Raw genomic sequence first — 19,322 nt, 5'->3', positions numbered from 1 at the left:
CTGTGCCCCATTAGCGGAATCGGCGTTCCGCGAGTCAAGCAGGTTCTGTACAGATAGTCAGTTTGGGTGAGCGGAGAACTTGTACTCCAGCATGTAGGAGCCGGAGTCGAGGATCATCTCGTTCAGCTCCACTGGCACGTTGTCGGCCGTGTACGCGGTGCGGATGATCTCGATGACCGGTGTTCCCTGAACCAGGTGGAGGGTCTTAGCTTCCTCCGTATTCGGCATCCGAGTGCGCAGTTCCTCTCGGAAGTGCACAGGCTCTTGCCCAAGCTCCTTCAACCGCGCGTAGGCGCCACCGCTGCCCGTGTCGGTCTCGGCGATCGCGGAGCCCTTGACGAGCGTCGCCGGGTAGTAGCTCGTCGCCAGCTGGATGGCATGGTCCTCGACCACGTACAGCCGTCTCCGGGCCACGACCTGGTCATCGGCGGCCAGGTCAAGGATGTGTGCGACGTGGGGCGGAGCAGCTTCCTCGGAGACGCGAACATCCGAGACCGCGAGACGACGGTTGTCCGTGACACTCCAGATCGACCGGTCGGCGCCCCACACGGCGGTCTTGAGCCGGTCGGGAGAAACGCGACGGACCGGGCGGAACTCACGGACGTAGGTGCCCGAGCCACGGCGCGCGACAACGAGACCGGCGTTCTTCAACGCGTCCAACGCGCGGCGGGCCGTCGGCTGGGCGACGCCGTACTGGGCCATGATCTCGTTCTCACCGGGGACCTTGCTCCCCGGCGGCAGGGTTCCCGAGTCGATCAGGCTCCGGATCTCGTCCGCGATCTCGCGATATCCGCGTCGCGCCACGGCCACGTCCTCCGCACGGTCGGGTTCTGTACAGCGGCAGGCTACTGGGCGGGGCCGCGCACCTGACGTCGCGGAGCACAATGTGCAGGCATGCAGACCGAAGCGTTCGCCGAGTACCTGTCCGAACTGGACGGCGCGTCGCTGACGGCGTTGCTCCACACGCGGCCGGACGTGCTGGTCGAGCCGTTTCCGCGAGGGTTCGCCGGGCTCGCCCAGCGGCTGAGCGATACGCATTCGACTGCCGTCGCGCTGCGCGGGGTGAGCCGGGACGCGGTGGTCGTGGGCCAGGCCATCGCCGTGCTGGCCCCGTCGGCGACCGTGACCGGAGTAGCGCGACTGCTCGACGCACCGGAGGCTGCGGTGCGCGACGGGGTCGCGGAGCTGTGCGCTCGCGGGTTGGCCTGGACCAGGTCGGCGACGTTGTCCCTGCCGGAGTCGCTTTGCTCGCACTGGTCGGAGGCCTTGGGCACGACGCGGCCAGTCGCCAAGTTGGCGCAGACGGTGCTCGCCGATGATCTGCGCAAGGCGGTCGCGGCGCTGGGCGGTGACGTTGACGGGCTGCGCAAGCCGGAGCTGATCGCCCGGCTCACGGAGCTGATGTCGGACACGCGTTCGATCGTCGCGCGGGTGAAGGCGCTGCCGAAAGCGGCGAGAGGACGACTTGATGGATATCGCCGCATCCGGTTCGGCTACTTCGGCGTCCAGAGCGGGGATGAGCGCTCGGAGAACCTGGCAGGGCTCGTACTGCTGCTCAACGGGACGCCGGAGGTGCCGAGGGAGATCGCGGTCGCCGCGCTGCTCGCGGAACAGGAGTTCTCGCTGACCGGCCGACCGGAGATCCCGCTGGCCGATGCGGACGAGGACGTGATCGACGCGGGTGCGCAGGCCGCCGCCCAGGAAACACTGCGCGGGATCACGACCCTGCTCGACGACGCTGCCGCGAAACCGTTCGCAGCGTTGAAGAAGGGCGGGATCGGCGCGCGTGAACGGAGCAAGCTCGCTGGTCGGCTCGCGGTGCCCGAAGGTGTGGTCGCGCTGTGGATCGACGTGGCGCACGCGGTCGGACTGCTCGGCAAGACCGGGGCTGGTTACGCGCCGGCGGCGGCGTTCGCGGAGTGGCGAGCGGCAGAGCCCGGCTCGCGCTGGGCGACGCTGGCCAGCGCGTGGTTCGCGATGGACCACGCGCCGAGTAGCAGGGAAGAAGTCAAGGGAGACAAGGAGATTCCGCCCCCGCTGTTCGTTCCGTCGAAGGCGGGGCTGATGCGCCGAGCCCTGTTGTCCGCCGCGCGCTCGGGTGGCTCCGCGGTCGCTGCGGGCCGGGAGATCGACTGGTTCTGCCCGCTGCACGGCTACTCGGACGACCAGCGCGCGGACAAGGTCGCGGCTGCGCTCAGGGAAGCGGAACTGCTCGGGGTGATCGCGGCCGACGCGGTGAGTCCGCTCGGCGAACACCTGCTGGCCGTTCCCGACGACGTGGAGGAGCTGGCTCGGCGTTGCGCCCCAACGCTTCCCGAGGCCGCCTGCACGGTGATCCTCCAGTCGGATCTCACGGCCGTCGTCACCGGGGAGCCCAGCTTGGCCGTTGCCAGGTTGCTGGCGGATGCCGCCGTGAGCGAAGCGCGCGGTTCAGCCGGGATGTGGCGGTTCTCCCCGGCGAGCGTGCGCGCCGCGTTCGACGCAGGCTGGGATGCGGCCGAGTTGTTGGCGGAGCTGAGGGCGATCTCCGAGCGCGAGCTGCCCCAACCACTGGAGTACCTGGTCAATGACGTCGCGCGGCGGCACGGACATGTGCGGGTGCGGAGCACGCGGTGCTGCGTGGTTGCGGACGAAGCGACGATCACCGAGATCCTGCACACCCGCTCGCTGGGGGCGTTGCGTCTGCGGCAGCTCGCTCCGACAGTCGCGTCCAGCACTGCCGAGCCTGCCGACGTCCTCGCTGGGCTGCGTGCGGCGGGCCTCGCCCCGGTCGCCGAGGACGAGTCCGGCACCGTGATCGTCGAGTCTCGCCGCGCGCACGAAGCAGTGGTGAACCGGGCACCTGCCGGATCTGGTCGCGCCCGGCTCACACCGACCGAGCTGATCGAACAACTCGCCGCCGATCCGCGCGGAGAACTCGGCCGGGCGGAGAGGGAAACCGACACGTTCGAGGCGCTGGCGCGACAGAACGGCTCCCTCAGCGACGCGGAACTGGAGCTGCTCGCCGATGCCTTGGACAACGGCGGTGTTGTGCGCATCGCCTACAGCGACAAGACAGGCGCGTTCACCATCAGGGACATCCAGCCGGAGGAGATCAACGACCGGTGGCTCGAATCCTGGTGCTACCTGCGGGACGCCGAACGCGGCTTCGCCATCGCCAACATCAAGTCGGTCTCGCCTGCACCATGACCAGCGGTCAGCGCTCGACGCAGTTCTTCCCGCTGACTGGGCAGATGAACGGGTCGTACGGATCGGTACGGCTGTCGAGCAGCGCCTTGTGGTCCGCCCAGCCGACCTTGCACCAGCGCGCCACGCAGAGCGCGGTGACCCGCGAAGCTCCCGCATCGCGCAGGGTCACGGCAGCGGACTGGATCTTCGCGCCGGTCACCCAGGTGTCGTCGATGAGCAGAACATGTCGTCCGCGTACGCGTTCACGGTGCTGCTCCGAGAGTACGAAGCGGTCATCGCGCACGACCCGGTTCTTGTCGGCGATTCCTGGCCCGAGTTCCAGCAGGACCTGATTGCCCGGGATGCTTGCCCCCGCGGCCTTGCGCGCGAGTCCCACCACCGGGTGCTCCGTGACGGGGTAGTTCTTGGAGGGGACGAAGGTGATCGCCTCCCACGGAGATCCGGTGCTCTCGGTGATGCACCGACCGTGGATCTTGGTGGCCGCCGCGATCATCGTTGCCAGGTTCTCGGCGCACCTCGGTGCGGGCGGGTCTCGTTTGTACGCGCGCACCGTGTGAACCGACTGGTGCGCGGTGTCGCCCCGGACATAGGTCAAGGTCAAAACGGATGACGCCAGGCGCTCGCCGAATTCCTGCTGCTGCGCGTAGCACTGCCTGCACAGCGGCAGCGTCGACGGCCCTGTGCAAACGGAGCAGGTCTGTCCAGGGACACGCACTGTGTTGCGGAAGAAGCCACCGACTCGGACCTGCAACCTTGAGCGGTACTCGTGCGGGGTACCGCTGGTCATAGGTCTTTGGCCGCCGTGAGCAAGTATGTGAGGTCGTCCGGCTCGGTGGCCAGATCGTGGGCTCGCTCGACGGCCTCTTCCGGAGTGCGAGCTGTGAAGACGCCGGGCTCACCGACGAGGGCGTTTCCCCACTTGGTTCCGCGGGCGACGGAGTCCATCAGGATGACGGGCCTGCCGTGAGCGACGGCCACGCGTGCCTGGATGCGCGTCCCGCTCTTCTCGCTCGCCTCTACGACGATCGTGGCCCGCCCGTATGCGCTCATCGTGGCGTTGCGCATGGGGAAGCTCTGTTTGCTCGGCGTCGCGTCGGGCCAGAACTGGGAGATGACAAGGCCGCGCCGGGAGATCTCCGCCTGGAGATCGCGGTTGCTGGGCGGGTAGCTCTTCTCGATGCCGGTGCCGATGATCGCGACGGTTCGCGCGCCGCTGGCCAGGGCGGCCACGTGCGCTGCGGTGTCGATGCCCTCGGCCAAGCCGGAGAGGACCGTGAGTCCAGCCTTCGCCAGCTCGGTCGCGATGGCGGTGGCGTTCGCGAGGGCTTCGTCGGAAGCCCGTCGCGAGCCGACAACGGACACCGCTTTGTCGTCAGGGACAAGATGCCCTCGGGTGAACAGCACCGGTGGCATCTGGTGCACTTCGCGCAGCTGGGCCGGATAGCGGTCGTCGTAGAACGTGAGGAATTCGAAATCCTGTGCGCTCCACGCTGTGACATCGGCGTGAGCGGAGTGAAGAGCGTCGTCGGGTTCGGCGAACAGCGACGGTTCGAGGTGCGCTTCCCAGACCCGGAGCGCGCTTCCGGTGTCGGCGACCTCGGCCGTGATCTCCGGCCAGGACATCCCGGAAGGGCGCGTGCGGAGGAGGGCAACGAGCGCAGACTTCTCATCGTCGCCCCAGCGTCCCATGCTGCTCAGCGTAGAGCCGCCCTGCCGTTGGCGCGGTACGGGCCGCGCGCAGGGATTGGCCAACTGTGTCTGGTTCCTCACCGTCACCCCCTCGGCAATGTCTACTTGATAGGGGCGGGAGCAGCAGGCGATTGGGCACTCATGAACTTGGTCTTTGCCTGAAATGCGAAGGCGTCGAATTTCCTGATGTGCGCGGCTGGCAACAAAGGAAGGTGATCATTTTCGTGCGGAAGGCTTGTTGTCCACGGTGGCAGGGGCGAGCTCGGACTGTCCACTGTGGACGCCGTTGCTGCCGCTCAGGTTCGGCCCCACGTCGTGATCTCGCCGCCCGGAGTGCACACCACACGCAGCTCCCCGGGCCCCGTCGCCGACCACGCCTCGTGCTTCGCGTCCGGCTCGACCGTCAGGTGGTAGCCGTTGTCGAAGCCAAGGTGCAGCTCACCGTTCTTGAAGATGATCTCCCAGGTCAGCTTCGCGCCGAACAGGGCGAGCGCATCGGCCACCCGCTGCCTGCCCGGGCGAAGCCGCACCGGACCGTCCGGAGTGGACAGTTCGGCGTCGGCCTCGATCGTGATCACCGCGCCGCCGTCGAGCAGGAGCGTCAGCGCGTTGTCCACGCGGATCTGCGTGACCTCCATGCCCCGGTACGGCAGCGCCCAGCGGTCGCCGAGGTGGATCAGCTCGCCCATGCGCACAGCCTGCCCGACCCCGGGCTGACTCGCACGGGGTCAGAGGTCGAAGCCGCGTTGCTGGTCGGCTCGGCGTTCCTCCTTGGACTTCTTCGGGTCGGTGGCCTTGTCGTAGACGTGCTCAGCGCCCTTCTCGATGGCCACGTCGGTGCCCACCGCGATGCCCGCGGTCGTGGCGGCTTTGCCGAGCCTGGTGGTGCCGCCGACCATCGTGGAGAGGATGCCCTCGCTGATGTTCGCCGCCAGCGCGGCAGGGCCGGTGGTGCCCCTGATGAAGCGGTTGTCCGTGGCCGATGCGAGCGATTCCGTTGCGTAGTCGGCGTTGGTGAAGATCCGGCCCACGCGGCTGCTGCGGTCCAGCTGCGTCATCCCCTGCTTCTCGAACCAGCGGCCGCCGCGCAGCTTCTCCATCTCGTTGAGCACGTGGCGGATTCCGCCCGTTCCGCGCACTCGCACCAGGTTTTTCTCCAACTGCTCAACGAGCCCGAACAGCTGCCGCTGCACGGAGGCGGCCTTGGTGCTCAACCGTGCGGCGGTGCCGCCGACGCGGGCGAAGGTGGCGCTCATCGCCATGGCGGTGCTGGTGCCCGCGGTCAGCCACGCGGCGGCGATGGCGGCTAGCCACTGGACGAGCACGCCGATGACCAGTTCGGTGATCGCCTCGATGAAGAACTCGACCAGCATGTCGAAGAGGTCGGCGATGGTGTCGAGGACCTCCTTGATCTCGCGGACGTCGTCGGCGAGGCCATCGACGGCGGTGGCGAAGGACTCCATCTGCGCGCGGAAGGCGGTGGCGGCGGCACCGACCCACACGGCCTCGGTCGCGGCGGCGCGACGGCGCTCGGCGATGGCGACCTCGTCGAGCCAGCTGCCGACCTTGGCCCAGCCCTCGCCGGTGGCGCGCATCTGCTCGGGATCGCCGACCGCCCACTCCGCGATCTCGACGAGCGGGCTCATCACCAGCGACACGAGGAAGCCGAGTCCGTTGTCCGCCAAGGCTTTCCCGGGGCTGGCGATGGTCTGCAACAGCTCGGCGCGGCTCTTGACGGTGGCGACCGCGATCTCCGGCGGCGACGTGGCGTCGGCGAGGTCCTGCGCGGAGCCGACCCAGGAACTGCCCCGGCCCGCGAGCTGCTCGAACCAGTTCTTCTGCTTGTCATCGCCCTTGTTCAGCTCGGCGAAGCTGCCCGGCCCCGTCACGCCTGGACGTCCTTGCCGAGCGCGGAGAACCCTTGGGACAGCCCCGATTCCGTGCCGTTGTAGATCGCATGCGTCGCGTGCAGCCCTGCCGAGGTCTGCCGGAGGTACGCGGCGGCTCCCCTGGTGAGCGCACGGCACTCGTCGAGCATGTCGTAGTAGATCTTGGGAGTGCCGTAGGACTTGGCGAGCGGACCGAAGCACTCGTCGTCCAGCTTCGCCTGGAGGAGCAGGCGTTCGAGCTGGTCGAACTTGTCGGCGAGGCTGTCGCTGCCGTCGGCGTGGCTCAGCAGCGCGTCGGGCTGGACCTCGTAGCCGTTCACTCGGCGGCCCCGTTCAGCGCCTGCTTCGCCTTCGCCAGGTCCTCGCCGAGGACGGGCTCCAACTCGGTGTCCACGCGCTGCGCGGCGGCGGCCGTGGCGAGCCGGATGGTCTTGAGGATGTCCTGCTGCAACGCGGTGTGCGAGCGCTTCACGGCGTCCGGGCTCAGCCGCAGGTCGAGCACAGCGCCCGCCGGGCTGACGGTCACGGTGACCGCTCCGTCGCCGCTGCGCGCGGTCCCCTGGAGCTCGCGCAGCTTGTCCTGCGCCTTGCTGATCTGCTGCACGCGTTCGTCGAAGGACCGCAGCATCTGCTGGACGCGTTCCTGGTGGCTCGACATGACCCCTCCCCGATTTGCTACTGCAAGGACGTTATCGGGATCGGGGAGGGGACACGCGCGCTTCGGTGGCAAATGCCCGATCAGGTACGCCTGGCGGGTAGCTGCTTCACCGCGGTGGCGATGAAGCCGAGGTCGCCGATGACCTCCTCGGCCCGGTCGCGGTCGGTGTACATGGCGTAGTGCCGCGCGGCGATGGCGTCGGGGTCGGCCTCCCCGGCACCCTTCTCGACGCGGACGCAGACGGTGAGCGTGCCCGCGTGGATGCCCTCCGGGGCCAGCTCGGCGTTGAGCCCGATCACCCAGTTGCGCAGCCCGGACATGGCGATCCCCAGGTTGGCCAGCATCGGGACCGGCTCGACGGCAGAGGCTCCCGCGCTGAACAGCAGCGTCCCCTCACCGCGCTCGCGCATGCCCGGCAGCACCTGGCGCACGGCGGCGATCGCGCCGAGGACGTAGACGTCGAGCTCCCGCTGAGCGGACTCCACGGTCAGCTCGGTGGGGAACTGGAGCTGGGCGGGGTCGATCACGCTGGGGCCGAACACGAGGACGTCGACCTCGCCGATCTCCGCGAGCGCGGCGGTGAGGCGCGCGTGGTCGGCGATGTCGGCGGGGTGCGCGTGCGCGTCGATGCCCTCGGCGCGCAGCTGCTCGACGTAGCCGGTCAGCTTCGCCTCGTTCCTGGCGATCAGGCCGACGCGGAAGCCCTTGCTGCCGAAGAGCCTGGCGGTGGACAGTCCGACTCCGGGGCCCACCCCGACGACGGCGACGGTCTTGGTCACGCGATCCTCCAATAGTTACTAGTTGTGCGTAGGCGCATCATCAGTAAGTATTGGATCGCTGCACAAGAAGGCACATTGATGTGCGCTACGAACACGGGAGTGCGTGATGACCGAGCGGGATGTGCTCGCACTGCGGACCGACGCCGACGAGGAGACCTGCCGCAGGGTGCTCCAGGTGCTCGCGCGGGTCGGCGACAAGTGGACGCTGCTGGTGATCGGCACGCTCCGTGAGGGCACGATGCGCTTCGGCGAGCTGCACCGCGCCGTCACCGGGATCTCGCAGCGGATGCTGACGCTGACCCTGCGCCAGCTCGAACGCGACGGGCTGGTCGGCAGGACCGTGCACCCCTCGGTGCCGCCGAAGGTCGAGTACGCGCTCACCGAGCTGGGGCGGACGCTGCTCGGCACCGCGCTCCAGCTGGCGTGGTGGGCGGCGGACCACATCGACGAGATCGAGGCGAACCGCCGCGACTACGACTCCGCGCTCAGCCCAGCAGGCGACTGACCCGGCGAACGACCTCGCCCGCACCGTCCTCGGCCCGCACGAGCTTGGCCAGCTCACGAGCGCGCGGGGCGTGCTGAGGGGCCGCCTTGATCAGCTCGGCGAGGCGCTCGGCGCTCAGTTCGGTGAACGGCACCCAGCCGGGGCTCGCGCCGATCGCCTCAAGGCGCTTGGCCCAGAACGGCTGGTCGGTGATCGCCGGGACGCCGACGGCGGGGACGCCCGCGCGCAGCCCGGCTCCGGTCGTGCCCGCTCCGCAGTGGTGCACCACGGCGGACATGCGCGGGAAGAGCCACTCGTGCGGGGCCTCGCCGATGGTCATCACGTCGTCGCTGGTGAGGTCGAGCCCCGCCCAGCCCGCCTGCACGACCGCGCGGACGCCCGCGAGCTTGATGGCGTGCGCCACCAGGTCGTTGAGCTTGGCGGGATCGGAGAACTCGCGGCTGCCGAAGCCGAGGTAGATGGGCGGCGGGCCGGCCGCGAGGAAGTCGGAGAGCGCGGCGGGCGGCGCCCAGTCCGGGCGGCTCGCGGGCCACCAGAAACCGACCCCGTCCTCCGCGTCCGTCCAGTCGCTGAGCCTGGGCGCGACCACCGGGCTGAAGCCGTTGATCACCGGGAGTTCGCGCCGCATGACCGAGGTGGTGAGCGCGCCGAGCCCGGACTTGGGCAGGCCCAGCCGCGTGCGCTCGGCGGCGACGCCCTTGTTCATCACCTGCTCTCCGGTCAGCAGCGAGATGCGGCCGACCGCGCGGTTGCCCCACGGCCCGAGCGGGAACGGCACCAGCATGTCCGGCGCGGCGTCCGCGGTCGGCAACCACGGCTGCAACGGCGTCGCGATCAGCGGGACGCGCAGGCCCTGGGCCACGTGGTAGGCCGTGAAGACCGCCATGCTGTTGGACAGCACCAGATCCGCGCCCTCGGCGCCCGCTCTGAAGATCCCCTCGTTCAGCTCGGCGATGTGCTCGCGGAACACCTTGATCATCCGCAGCGTGCCGAGCGGACCGCCGCCGCCCTCCTGCCAGCGCTGGCCCTCCGGCGTCGCGCCGATGCCGCGCGGGTCGCCCGGGATGCTCCGGAACTCCAGGCCCGCCTCGCGCACGAAACCGCCGAACTCGGCGTAGGTGGCCACCGCGACGTCGTAGCCGGCTTCGCGCAGGCGGATGCCCAAGCCGGTGAACGGTGCGACGTCGCCCCGCGAGCCGGGCGCGTAGATGAGGATCGGCATGGGGTTGAACCTACAGTTGAAACGTTTGGCCTCCGCCGAAGAGCACAGACCGCGCGAGCTGCCGCGACCTAGCTTCGGGCTTCCCGGACGAGGGAGGCGACGTGAGGACCAAGGTGGTCGCGGCGGCGATGGCGCTGAGCACGGCGATGGCGCCCCAGGCGGTGGCCGCGCCCGCGGTCGAGATCCCGCAGGGGGTGACGACGGGGTTCGCGGTCTTCGACCGGGCGAGCGGTCAGCTGACGGTGCAGCACGAGGCCACGACGCGGTTCCGCTCCGCGTCCCTGGTGAAGATCCTGATCGCGCTGGACTACCTGACCAGGCGCGGAGTCGGCACGCCGGTGCCCGACATCGACTTGACGCTGCTGGAGCCGATGCTGCGCTCCAGCGACGACACCGCGGCTTCGATCTTGTGGGAGCGCAACGGGCTCAACGAGATCGTGCACCGCATGGTGCGGCTGATCGGGCTCACCGAGACGCAGCCGCCCGCCGATCCGAACTGGTGGGGCTACACGGCGGTCAGCGCCTCCGACGTCGTCAAGGTCTACAGGTACCTGCTGGAGAAGGCTCCGCAGCCGTACCGTGAGTTCGTTCTCGGCAATCTCCGCAAGTCCACACAATGTGCGACAGACGAGCGCGACCAGTACTTCGGGATTCCCCGCGCGCTTCCTCGGCCGTGGGCGGTCAAGCAGGGGTGGTCGGGGTACCCGGAGCCGCCGCGCGGGGAGAAGTGCGTCGTCACCGGCGAAGGTGCCGCGGCGAACGAGATCGACCTGCGCAGCCCCGCGCTGCACACGTCGGGCCTTGTGGGCGAGGGAGATCGCAAGATCGTCGTCGTGCTGACCCTGCACCCGCAGGGCACTCCGTGGGCCACCGCCGCCGGACGCATCACCGCACTGACCAAGTCCGTCCTGGCCGCGAGCACCCGCACGCCGTAGTTGCACAGTCTTCAAGACCCGCAAACCCCCCTTTCTGCGGTCGCTAACCGCTACAAACCACGCGCTGGGTTTGTGGTGGTTAGCGACCGTTTTCGGTGGGGTTCGTAGGTCTTGAAGACTGGTGAACTTCGGCTGGGGCGGTCAGCGGCCTGCGGGTTGCTCGGTGATCTGACGCGCGGTGACGGTTCCGTCCTCGCCTCGTTCTCCTTGTACGGCAACGGTGTCGCCGGGGGCGAGGTCGCGGGCGGAGCCGCGCTGCGTGATCATCACGGAGGTCTGCGCGGAGAGCACGACCTTGACCTCCTGGCCGTCGCGGCCCTTGACGTAGACCGCGTCGCCCTCGACCCGCGAGATCGTGCCCGCGGTGCCACGGCCCTGCGGGGATTGCTGCTGCTGTTGGGGTTGCTGGGCTTGGGGCTGCTGCCGCGCGGGGGCACGCCCGCCCAGCGCTGAGTGCATGGCGATCCCGCCGAGGAAGGACACGACGGCGAGCGCGGCGGCGGCCAGCACGAGCGTCAGCCTGCTGGTGCCGCGCCCGGCGGAGGCCAGCCGCTCGTTCAGGTCGCCGCTGTCGAGTTCGCTGGTCAGCAGCTTCTCGGGGTCGGTGGACATCCCAGCCTCACTCATGCCGAAGGGCTTCGATCGGGCGCAGCCGGGCCGCCCGGCTCGCGGGGTAACTGCCGAAGAACAGTCCGATGAGCACGGACACGCCGAAGGCCAGCAGCACCGAGGACGGCAGCACCTCGGGCTGGATGCCGGAGAAGCTGAACCGGCTGCCCACCCAGCCCGCGAGCACCCCGATCGCACCGCCGATCATGCTGAGCAGCGTCGCCTCGGCGAGGAACTGGCCGGAGATCGCGCCGCGCGGGGCGCCGATGGCCTTGCGGATGCCGATCTCCCTGATCCGCTCGGTGACCGTGACCAGCATGATGTTGGTGATGCCGATCCCGCCCACCAGCAACGAGATCCCGGCGACGGCGGCGAGCAGCGTGGTGAACACGTCCACCGCCTGGGTGCGCGTGCTCAGCAGCTGCTGCTGGTTCTGCACGCGGAAGTCCGAAGTGGACGATCCGGTGATGCCGTGCCGCTGGTTGAGCACAGCGGTGATCTGGTTCTGCGCGGCCGTGATCACCTCGGCGGACTCCGCCTGCACGACGACCTGGTTGAGGCTGCCGGTCCCGGTCAGCGCGTACTGCAACGTGGTCAGCGGCGCGACCACGGTGTCGTCGGCGTTCTGGAGACCACTGGAACCCTTCTGCGCCAACACTCCCGCGACGGTGAACGGGATGTTGTTGAGCTGGATCTGCTTGCCCAGCGGGTCATCGCCTGCGAACAGCTCCTGCGCGACGGTCTGCCCGATCACCACGACCTTGCGCGCGTCGGTGACGTCGCTGTCGGAGAACGCCGCGCCAGAACCGACGGGGCTGCTCGTGGCGTCGAAGTAGCTCGGCCGCGTGCCGATGACCTGCCCGACGCTGTGGCTGAGCCCCCGGTAGGTCGCGGTCGCCTGCGCGGACACGACGGGCGAGACGCTGCGGATGTCCGGCGCGATCCGCTTGTCCGCCAAAGCTTCCGCGTCGGCCACGGTCAGCGGTCGCGGCGCGGTCGCGGCTCCGCCCCGCATCGGGGAGACGGTGAGCAGGTTCGTGCCCAGCCCGGCGATGCTGTTCTCGATCGCCTTGGACGCGCCGTTGCCCACGGCGGTCAGCAGGATCACCGCCGCGACACCGATGCTGATCCCGAGCGTCGTCAGCACCGACCGCATCTTGTTGGCCAGCAAGCCTTTCACCGCGAACCGGAGCACTTCGAGCGGGCTCATAGCGGCGCCTGCCGGTGGTCGGAGGTGATCTCGCCGTCGACGAGCCGCACGACGCGGCGGGCGTGTGCGGCCACATCGTTCTCGTGCGTGATCATCACGATCGTCCTGCCGAGCGCGTTGAGCCTGCCCAGCACGCCGAGCAGATCGTTGCTGCTCTTGCTGTCCAGGTTGCCGGTGGGCTCGTCGGCGAGCACGAGCGCGGGCGCGTTCACCAGAGCCCGCGCCACGGCGACGCGCTGCTGCTGACCGCCGGAGAGCTCGTTGGGCATGTGGTGCGCGCGGTCGCTGAGCCCGACGAGTTCCAGAGCCGCCTCCGCGCGCTCGCGCCGTTGCTTGCGGCCGAGCCCCGCGTAGGTCATCGGCAGCTCCACGTTGCCCAGCGCCGACACGCGCGGGATGAGGTTGAACGACTGGAAGACGAACCCGAGCTTCCTGTTGCGCAGCAAGGACAACTGCGTCTCGTTGAAGCTGCCGATGTCGATGCCGTCGAGCTTGTAGCGACCGCCGCTGGGCACGTCGAGGCAGCCCAGGATGTTCAGCATCGTCGACTTGCCGGAGCCCGACGCGCCCATGATCGCCACGTAGTCGCCCCGGTGCACGGTCAGGTCCACCCCGCGCAGTGCGTGCACGGCCGTGTCACCGCCGCCGTAGGTCTTGCGCAGGCCCTTGATCTCGATGACCGGAGCCGTCATCGGTTCCCACCCGGACCGCCGCCGGTGAAGCCCCCGCCACCGCCCCCACCGCCGAACTGCACGCGCCCGCCGCCACCCGGAAGTTGTTGCTGCTGCTGGGTGTTCGCCGTCGCGGTGGGGATCACGACCAGCTCGCCCTCGGTCAGCCCGGAGGTGATCTGCGTCGACTGCTCGCCCTTCACCCCGACCTGGACTGCGCGCACGGACTGCTGGCCGTTGCTCCACACCGTCACTCGGTGCGTGCCGCCGGTGGACTGCACGGCGAAGCTCGGCACGGTGATCGCGTTGTCGACCTTGGCCACCACGACCTGGACGCTCGCGGACTGCCCGGGCTTGAGGCCCTCCGGCACCTGGTTCAGGCTCAGCGTTACGCCGTACTGCACGACGTTTCCGCTGGTCGTGGGCGTGAGGTCGATCTGGCTGACCTTCGCGGGGAACTGCTTGTCGGGCAACGCGTTGATGGTGACCGTCGCGTCCTGCTCGGCCTTCAACCGGGAGATGTCGATCTCCGCGATGTTCGCCTTCACCTGGAAGTTCACCAGGTCGGACAGCACCACGAAGCCACTCGTCGTGCTCGACGACGACGAGTTGGACGAGGACGACGAGGACGATCCACCAGAGGACCCACCGGACGAAGAACCGGCGGGATTGCCCACGGAACCGGAGATCGACACGACCGTGCCCTCAGCGGGAGCCTTGAGCACGGACGACGACAGGTTGGCCTTCGCCTCGGTCAGCGCGGCCTTGGCCTGCGTGACCTGGCTCTTGCGCTGAGCGAGCGTCGCCGCGTCGTCGGCCTTCACCGCGTTGAGCGAGGCCTGCGCGGCGTCGAGGCTCGCGGCGGCCTGGTCGACCTTGCTCTGCAACGCGGTCGCGTCCAGCCTGGCAAGCTCCTGACCAGCGGAGACCTTGTCACCGACCTTCACCGAGATCTTCTTGACGGTCCCGCTCGTGCCGAAGTTCACGCCGACCGTGGACGCGCTCTGCACCGTCCCCGCCGCGGAGACCGTCGCGCTGACCGAGCCGGTGCTGACCGGGACCGTGCGCGGTGCCGCGCCCTGGGCGGACTGACCCGGGAACAGCAGGCGGACCGCGAAGAAGCCCGCCACCAGCACAATCAAGATCAACACCACGTTGATCAGCACGGCACGTCTCATGTGCCGCAGCTTCTGTGCGTTAGCTGGGTATTACCTGTACGAGCGATAACGGAGCTGTCACAGCCACCCCAGCTCCCACGCGCGCTGGGCGGCCTCGTAGCGGGTCTCGGCGTCGAGCTTGGTCATCGCCGTCGACAGGTAGTTGCGCACGGTGCCCTGCGTCAGGTGCAGCCGCTGCGCGATGACCTGCACGGTCGCGCCCTCGCGGCTCTCGCGCAGCACGTCCAGCTCGCGCGGGGTGAGCGGGCACGGCCCGGCGAGCAGCGCCTGCGTCGCCAGGTCGGGGTCGATGCAGCGCTGACCCGCGTTGACCTTGCGCACCACGTCCGCGAGCGACTGGGCCTGCGCGGTCTTCGGCACGAACGCGAGCACACCGGCGTTGAGCGCGCGGTGCAGCACACCTGGCCGCGCGTGCCTGGTGACGATCGCGATCCGGGTCTTCGGCAGCTCGTCGCGCAGCGCCTCGGCCAGCTCGATCCCGTCCATGTCCGGCATCTCCAGGTCGAGCATGGCCACGTCCGGGCGCAGCTCCTTCGCGGCCTTCAGCGCGGACGGGCCGTCGGCGACCTCGGCCACCACGTCGATGTCCGGCTCCAGCGCGAGCAGTGCGGCCACCGCGCCCCGGATCAGGTGCTCGTCGTCGGCCAGCAGCAACCTGATCATGACGCGTCCTCCTCGGGGATCTCCGCGCTGACCCGGAACGTCCCACCCGGCTCCGCGCCCGCCGTGAACCGGCCGCCCACCGCGTGCACCCGCGCCGCGAGCCCGGTCAGCCCGGTTCCGGTGCCGTCCTGCGGAGCGCCCACGACGCCGTCGTTGAGCACGGTCACCCCCGAGCCGTCGAAGGTGATCTCGCAGCGCGTCGCGGCCGCGTGCCGCAGCACGTTGGTGATCGCCTCGCGCAGCACGGCGCCGAACAACGGCTGCTGCGAAGACGGCAGAGAACCCGTTATGCGGCAAGCGATTCCGGCTGCTTCGAGCAACGACCGGATACCGCCGAGCTCCGTCGCGAGGTCGACCCGCCGGTAGCCGCGCACGACGTCCCTGACCTCGCTGAGCGCGTCGTGCGCGGTCTGGCGCACCTCGGCCATCGTCGCCCGCGCGCGTTCGTCGTCGGGCAGCCGCACCGCCAGCTCGGCCTTCATCGCGATCACTTCGAGGCTGTGCCCGAGCACGTCGTGCAGGTCAGCCGCGAAGCGCAGACGCTCGTTGGCCACGGCCAACTCCGACTCGGTGGAGCGCGCGGCGTTGATCTGCTCCGTCACGTCCCACAGCCACGCCTGCGAGACCGTGATCACCGCGACCAGCACCACGATGACGATGCACACCACCCAGTAGAGGTGGGGCTGCGCGAGCCCGATCAGCGCCGTCAGCCCGGCCATCACCGCCGTCTGCACCCAGCGCGCCGGGCTCGGCAGAACCGCCGCGGCCGCACCGGCCGCGGCAGCCGGGCTGAACGCGGCCCAAGCCGAGTAGGTGGGTTGCGCGGTCGGCACCAGTACCAGGGCTGAGATCAGCGACAGCGCCAACGTGATCAGCAGCTCGCGATCGGTCCAGCGGACGGTGCCGTACTCGCTCAGCCCGCGCAGCGTCAGCCGCCCGGCGAACACCGCGAACACGATCTGGAGCGCGGCGAGGGCGAGGGTCCACAGCCCTGAACCCTTGAACAGCAGGACCAGCAGCGGCACGAGCGCGAAGACCAGCACGCTTCCCAGCAGCGACCACTTCGTGTAGGCGTGGACGGCGCGGATGCGCTTCTCCAGGAGCGGTTGCGGTGGGGGCACGCGGGCAACGCTACTGCCGATGACATTTGTCAGTACGGCAGCAACGCGCACCACCGCCCTGAGTGATGATCGCGCGCACTACTGGCGGAGCTCCAGCTCCAGCAGGCTTTGTCCCGTGAACGAATACGCGATCGACGCCGTCGGGCTCCGGTGCGCCTACGGCTCGTTCGAGGCGGTGCGGGGGATCGACCTGCAAGTCCGTCCGGGCGAGCTGTACGCACTGCTCGGCACGAACGGCGCGGGAAAGACAACGGCTGTCGAGACCCTCGAAGGGCATCGGCGCGCTTCCGGGGGGACCGTGCGGGTGCTCGGCCTCGACCCGGTGGCCGACCGGGGGCGCCTGCGCTCGCGGATCGGGGTCATGTTGCAGGACAGCGGTTTCGCCGGTGACCTGACCGTGGCCGAGACGCTCCAGCTGTGGGGGAAGATCACCACTGCCCGTCGGGGGCGGCTGGACGTGCTGGAGCTGCTGGACCTCGGTCACCGCTCGGACGTGGCGGTGAAGCAGCTCTCCGGCGGCGAGCGCAGGCGGCTCGATCTGGCGCTCGCCGTGCTCAACCGGCCGGAGGTGCTGTTCCTGGACGAGCCGACCACCGGGCTCGACCCGGAGTCGCGCAAGCGCACGTGGGAGGTCGTGCGCGGGCTGCTCGTCGAGGGGACGACGGTGCTGCTCACCACGCACTACCTGGAGGAGGCCGAGACGCTGGCCAACCGATTGTCCATCATGGACAGAGGGCGGATCAGCGTGCACGGGACGCTGGACGAGGTGCTCGCGACCCATCCGGCGCGGATCGCCTTCGACCTGCCGCACGGGATCGCGGTGACCGAGCTGCCGGTGCTGCCGGGGATGTCCAACTTCACCAACAACGCGGGCCGGATCGAGCTGAACTCTTCGCGCCTGCAACACGATCTGAGCGCGCTGCTCGCCTGGGCCGACCAGCGCGGGGCCGACCTGGGGCGCCTGCGCGCGCACCACGCCTCGCTGGAGGACGTCTTCCACCAGGTGGCCGAGCGGATGGGAGAGGCGGCATGAGGGTGCTCGCGCTCGGGGGAACCGAGCTGAAGTTGTTGTGGCGCAACCGGACGGTCATGTTCATGGCCATCGCGTTCCCGCTGGGGCTCGGTGGCTACATGGCCTACCAGGGCTCTTCGTTCGGCGGGGGCGGCTGGGGCGTCGTGGTCACGCTGCAGATCATGCTCGTGCTGCTGATGACCGTCTACATCACCATCACCACCACGCTCACCGCGCGCAGGCAGGACCTGTTCCTGAAGCGCCTGCGCAGCGGCGAGCTGACCGACTTCGGTGTGCTGGCCGGCACGGTCGGACCCGTGCTGGTGCTGGGTTTCGCACAGTCGTTGGTGCTCGCGATCATCGCGATGGCGGCGGGGGCGCCGATCCCGGCCAACCCACTGCTGTTCGCCGCCGGTGTGCTGATCGGGCTCGCGCTGTTCGCCGCGGCGGGCATGGCCTCGACCGTGTTCACCAAGACTCCGGAGAACGCGCAGCTCACCACGCTGCCGATCTTCATGGTGGCCGCCGGTGCCGCCGCCAGCTCGTTCCTCGCGGACAACCAGATGGCGCACTGGATCTCCGTCGCCCTGCCTGGCGGCGGGATCGCCGAGATGCTGCGCACCGGCTGGCTCGGGGTGACCTGGGACGGCAGGTCGGTCGGGTTCGTGGAGCAGCTGGTCTCCGCCGGGCCCGCCGCCGGTGCTTCACTGCTGTGGGCGGTGCTCGCGGTCTACGCCGCGCTCAGGTGGTTCCGCTGGGAACCGAGGTCCTGACCTCCTCGGCCGCGGCTCGTTCCCTTGCCAGGGAGCGGGTCGCGGCCACCGCCGCCGGCGCGATCAGCGCGGTGGTCAGCCCGACCGCGACGAAGGACAGCGACAGCGAGGTCAGCTGCGCGATCCCGCCGATCATCGGCGGCCCGAACAGGAAACCGCTGTAGGCCAACGCGGAGACGAACGCGATCTCGCGCTCCCCGCCGCTGCCGTCCGGGCGCCTGCCCGCCGCTCCGGCCAGGCCGAGCGCGATCGGGAAGGCCCCGGCGAGACCGGCTCCGGCCATCACGAAGCCCAGGTAGCCACCGCCGGGTACGAGTGCGGAGATGAGCAGCCCGGCCGAGGCCAGAACCGCACCGCAGCACAGGGTTCTCGCCGCTCCGAAGCGGTTCTGCGTCCACGCGCCCGCGAACCTGGCGATCGCCATCGAGCCCGCGAAGGCCGCGTACCCGAGCGCTGCGGCGTCTTGCGCCATCCCGTGCTCGGTGACCAGCAACAACGCCGACCAGTCCGCGCTCCCGCCTTCGGCGATGGCCGAGCACAGCGCGATGCTGGCCAGCAGCCACAACACCGGCCGCCCCGCGACCTTGCCGTTGACGACGGGCTCTGCCGAAGCGGCTGCGGCTGTCTTCGGAACCGACTTGATCACCGCGAGGAGCACGAGCGCGGTGATCACCGCGACCACGCTCAGGTGCTTCGCGACCGACAAGCCCTGCCTGGCCGCGAGGGCGGCGCCGCCCGCGCCGAGCATCGCTCCGACGCTGAACCCCGCGTGCAGCACGGGCATGACCGCCTTGCCACCCGCGCGCTCGATCGCCACCCCGGCCACGTTCATGGCCACGTCGACCACGCCGGTCGCCGCTCCGAGCACCAGCAACACCGCCGCCAGCAACGGGATCGAGTCCACCAGGCCGATCAGTGGCAGCGCGGCGGCCCCGACCAGCAGCGGCACGGCGATCCCCAACCGCGCGCCGAAGCGCTCGACGGCTCTGCCGCAGAAGGACGCCGCCAGCACCATGCCGACGCTCGCCCCGAGCAGTGCGAGCCCGAGCGTTCCCGGCTCCGCGCGCAGGGTCTCGGCCAGCGCGGGCATGCGCGGCGCCCAGGAGCCGAACGCGGCCCCGTTGAGTGCGAACACGACGAACACCGCGATCCTGTGGTTGATCACGTATCTCCTCCCTTCTCTTTTCCCACAGTGACTTAAGCGCTTCAGTAAGTCCAG

General features: G+C 69.6%; 21 protein-coding genes. 5 read left to right on the top strand and 16 right to left on the bottom strand.

The annotated features are described in order from the left end of the window. Positions 1–57 precede the first annotated feature (57 nt). Positions 58–804, bottom strand: coding sequence for a GntR family transcriptional regulator (locus ABD798_RS11915; RefSeq protein ID WP_344873755.1), 747 nt, complete (start codon positions 802–804; stop codon positions 58–60). Positions 805–894: 90 nt separating this feature from the next. Between ABD798_RS11915 and ABD798_RS11910 the strand changes: the two genes are divergently transcribed. Continuing rightward, complete coding sequence (locus ABD798_RS11910; RefSeq protein ID WP_344873753.1) at positions 895–3,189, top strand: helicase-associated domain-containing protein; 2,295 nt, start codon at positions 895–897, stop codon at positions 3,187–3,189. Between the two features lie 7 nt (positions 3,190–3,196). Here the strand turns inward: ABD798_RS11910 and ABD798_RS11905 are convergent, their stop codons facing one another. From ABD798_RS11905 to ABD798_RS11875, 7 genes are all read right to left on the bottom strand, one after another. Continuing rightward, positions 3,197–3,784, bottom strand: coding sequence for a phosphoribosyltransferase (locus ABD798_RS11905; protein ID WP_344873751.1), 588 nt, complete (start codon positions 3,782–3,784; stop codon positions 3,197–3,199). A 188-nt stretch (positions 3,785–3,972) separates the two neighbouring features. Then, positions 3,973–4,878 carry a DNA-processing protein DprA gene (locus ABD798_RS11900; RefSeq protein WP_344873749.1) on the bottom strand — a complete coding sequence of 302 codons (906 nt, stop codon included), beginning with the start codon at positions 4,876–4,878 and terminating at the stop codon, positions 3,973–3,975. 296 nt (positions 4,879–5,174) lie between these two features. Further along, positions 5,175–5,567, bottom strand: coding sequence for a DUF6188 family protein (locus tag ABD798_RS11895; protein WP_344873747.1), 393 nt, complete (start codon positions 5,565–5,567; stop codon positions 5,175–5,177). Positions 5,568–5,606: 39 nt separating this feature from the next. Continuing rightward, complete coding sequence (locus ABD798_RS11890) at positions 5,607–6,767, bottom strand: WXG100 family type VII secretion target (RefSeq protein WP_344873745.1); 1,161 nt, start codon at positions 6,765–6,767, stop codon at positions 5,607–5,609. Continuing rightward, positions 6,764–7,087 (bottom strand): hypothetical protein, encoded by a 324-nt coding sequence (locus tag ABD798_RS11885; protein WP_344873743.1) that lies wholly within the window; start codon positions 7,085–7,087, stop codon positions 6,764–6,766. The genes ABD798_RS11890 and ABD798_RS11885 overlap by 4 nt, the downstream gene beginning before the upstream one ends. After that, complete coding sequence (locus tag ABD798_RS11880; protein WP_344873741.1) at positions 7,084–7,425, bottom strand: YbaB/EbfC family nucleoid-associated protein; 342 nt, start codon at positions 7,423–7,425, stop codon at positions 7,084–7,086. Before ABD798_RS11880 ends, ABD798_RS11885 begins: the two co-directional genes overlap by 4 nt. An 80-nt stretch (positions 7,426–7,505) precedes the next feature. Then, positions 7,506–8,204, bottom strand: coding sequence for an SDR family NAD(P)-dependent oxidoreductase (locus tag ABD798_RS11875; RefSeq protein WP_344873739.1), 699 nt, complete (start codon positions 8,202–8,204; stop codon positions 7,506–7,508). Between the two features lie 106 nt (positions 8,205–8,310). Here ABD798_RS11875 and ABD798_RS11870 point away from each other — a divergent pair, with 106 nt between their 5' ends. Next, positions 8,311–8,709: a winged helix-turn-helix transcriptional regulator gene (locus ABD798_RS11870; protein WP_344873736.1), complete on the top strand. Its 399-nt coding sequence runs from the start codon at positions 8,311–8,313 to the stop codon at positions 8,707–8,709. Here ABD798_RS11870 and ABD798_RS11865 read toward each other — a convergent pair. After that, positions 8,690–9,931 carry a glycosyltransferase gene (locus ABD798_RS11865; RefSeq protein WP_344873734.1) on the bottom strand — a complete coding sequence of 414 codons (1,242 nt, stop codon included), beginning with the start codon at positions 9,929–9,931 and terminating at the stop codon, positions 8,690–8,692. The genes ABD798_RS11870 and ABD798_RS11865 overlap by 20 nt on opposite strands. Positions 9,932–10,032: 101 nt before the next feature. Between ABD798_RS11865 and ABD798_RS11860 the strand changes: the two genes are divergently transcribed. Next, positions 10,033–10,866 carry a serine hydrolase gene (locus tag ABD798_RS11860; protein WP_344873732.1) on the top strand — a complete coding sequence of 278 codons (834 nt, stop codon included), beginning with the start codon at positions 10,033–10,035 and terminating at the stop codon, positions 10,864–10,866. A gap of 141 nt (positions 10,867–11,007) precedes the next feature. Here ABD798_RS11860 and ABD798_RS11855 read toward each other — a convergent pair whose 3' ends face one another. Genes ABD798_RS11855 through ABD798_RS11830 form a run of 6 tightly spaced genes read right to left on the bottom strand, consistent with a single transcriptional unit; the run spans position 11,008 to position 16,318 of the window. Further along, entirely contained in the window at positions 11,008–11,478 is a 471-nt protein-coding gene (locus ABD798_RS11855) for a DUF5666 domain-containing protein (protein WP_344873730.1), read from the bottom strand. Between the two features lie 7 nt (positions 11,479–11,485). Then, the gene (locus ABD798_RS11850) at positions 11,486–12,685 is read right to left on the bottom strand and encodes an ABC transporter permease (RefSeq protein WP_344873728.1); all 1,200 of its coding nucleotides are present in this window, start codon (positions 12,683–12,685) and stop codon (positions 11,486–11,488) included. Beyond that, positions 12,682–13,377: an ABC transporter ATP-binding protein gene (locus tag ABD798_RS11845; protein WP_344873726.1), complete on the bottom strand. Its 696-nt coding sequence runs from the start codon at positions 13,375–13,377 to the stop codon at positions 12,682–12,684. The genes ABD798_RS11850 and ABD798_RS11845 overlap by 4 nt, the downstream gene beginning before the upstream one ends. Then, positions 13,374–14,534: an efflux RND transporter periplasmic adaptor subunit gene (locus tag ABD798_RS11840; RefSeq protein WP_344873724.1), complete on the bottom strand. Its 1,161-nt coding sequence runs from the start codon at positions 14,532–14,534 to the stop codon at positions 13,374–13,376. The genes ABD798_RS11845 and ABD798_RS11840 overlap by 4 nt, the downstream gene beginning before the upstream one ends. A gap of 57 nt (positions 14,535–14,591) precedes the next feature. After that, complete coding sequence (locus tag ABD798_RS11835) at positions 14,592–15,197, bottom strand: response regulator transcription factor (protein WP_344873722.1); 606 nt, start codon at positions 15,195–15,197, stop codon at positions 14,592–14,594. Further along, positions 15,194–16,318, bottom strand: coding sequence for a sensor histidine kinase (locus tag ABD798_RS11830; protein ID WP_344873720.1), 1,125 nt, complete (start codon positions 16,316–16,318; stop codon positions 15,194–15,196). The genes ABD798_RS11835 and ABD798_RS11830 overlap by 4 nt, the downstream gene beginning before the upstream one ends. A gap of 115 nt (positions 16,319–16,433) precedes the next feature. Between ABD798_RS11830 and ABD798_RS11825 the strand changes: the two genes are divergently transcribed. Both ABD798_RS11825 and ABD798_RS11820 read left to right on the top strand, forming a co-directional pair. Continuing rightward, on the top strand, positions 16,434–17,351 hold the full coding sequence (locus ABD798_RS11825; protein ID WP_344873718.1) for an ABC transporter ATP-binding protein: 918 nt from the start codon (positions 16,434–16,436) through the stop codon (positions 17,349–17,351). Further along, positions 17,348–18,103 (top strand): ABC transporter permease, encoded by a 756-nt coding sequence (locus tag ABD798_RS11820; protein WP_344873716.1) that lies wholly within the window; start codon positions 17,348–17,350, stop codon positions 18,101–18,103. The genes ABD798_RS11825 and ABD798_RS11820 overlap by 4 nt, the downstream gene beginning before the upstream one ends. On the opposite strand, the gene ABD798_RS11815 is transcribed toward ABD798_RS11820, so the two are convergent. Further along, the gene (locus ABD798_RS11815; protein WP_344874010.1) at positions 18,072–19,265 is read right to left on the bottom strand and encodes an MFS transporter; all 1,194 of its coding nucleotides are present in this window, start codon (positions 19,263–19,265) and stop codon (positions 18,072–18,074) included. The genes ABD798_RS11820 and ABD798_RS11815 overlap by 32 nt on opposite strands. Positions 19,266–19,322: the final 57 nt, after the last annotated feature.

It is taken from the genome of Allokutzneria multivorans, from assembly GCF_039537405.1.
GTDB classification, from domain to species: Bacteria; Actinomycetota; Actinomycetes; order Mycobacteriales; family Pseudonocardiaceae; genus Allokutzneria; species Allokutzneria multivorans.
This window is presented reverse-complemented; position numbering and strand designations above follow the sequence as displayed.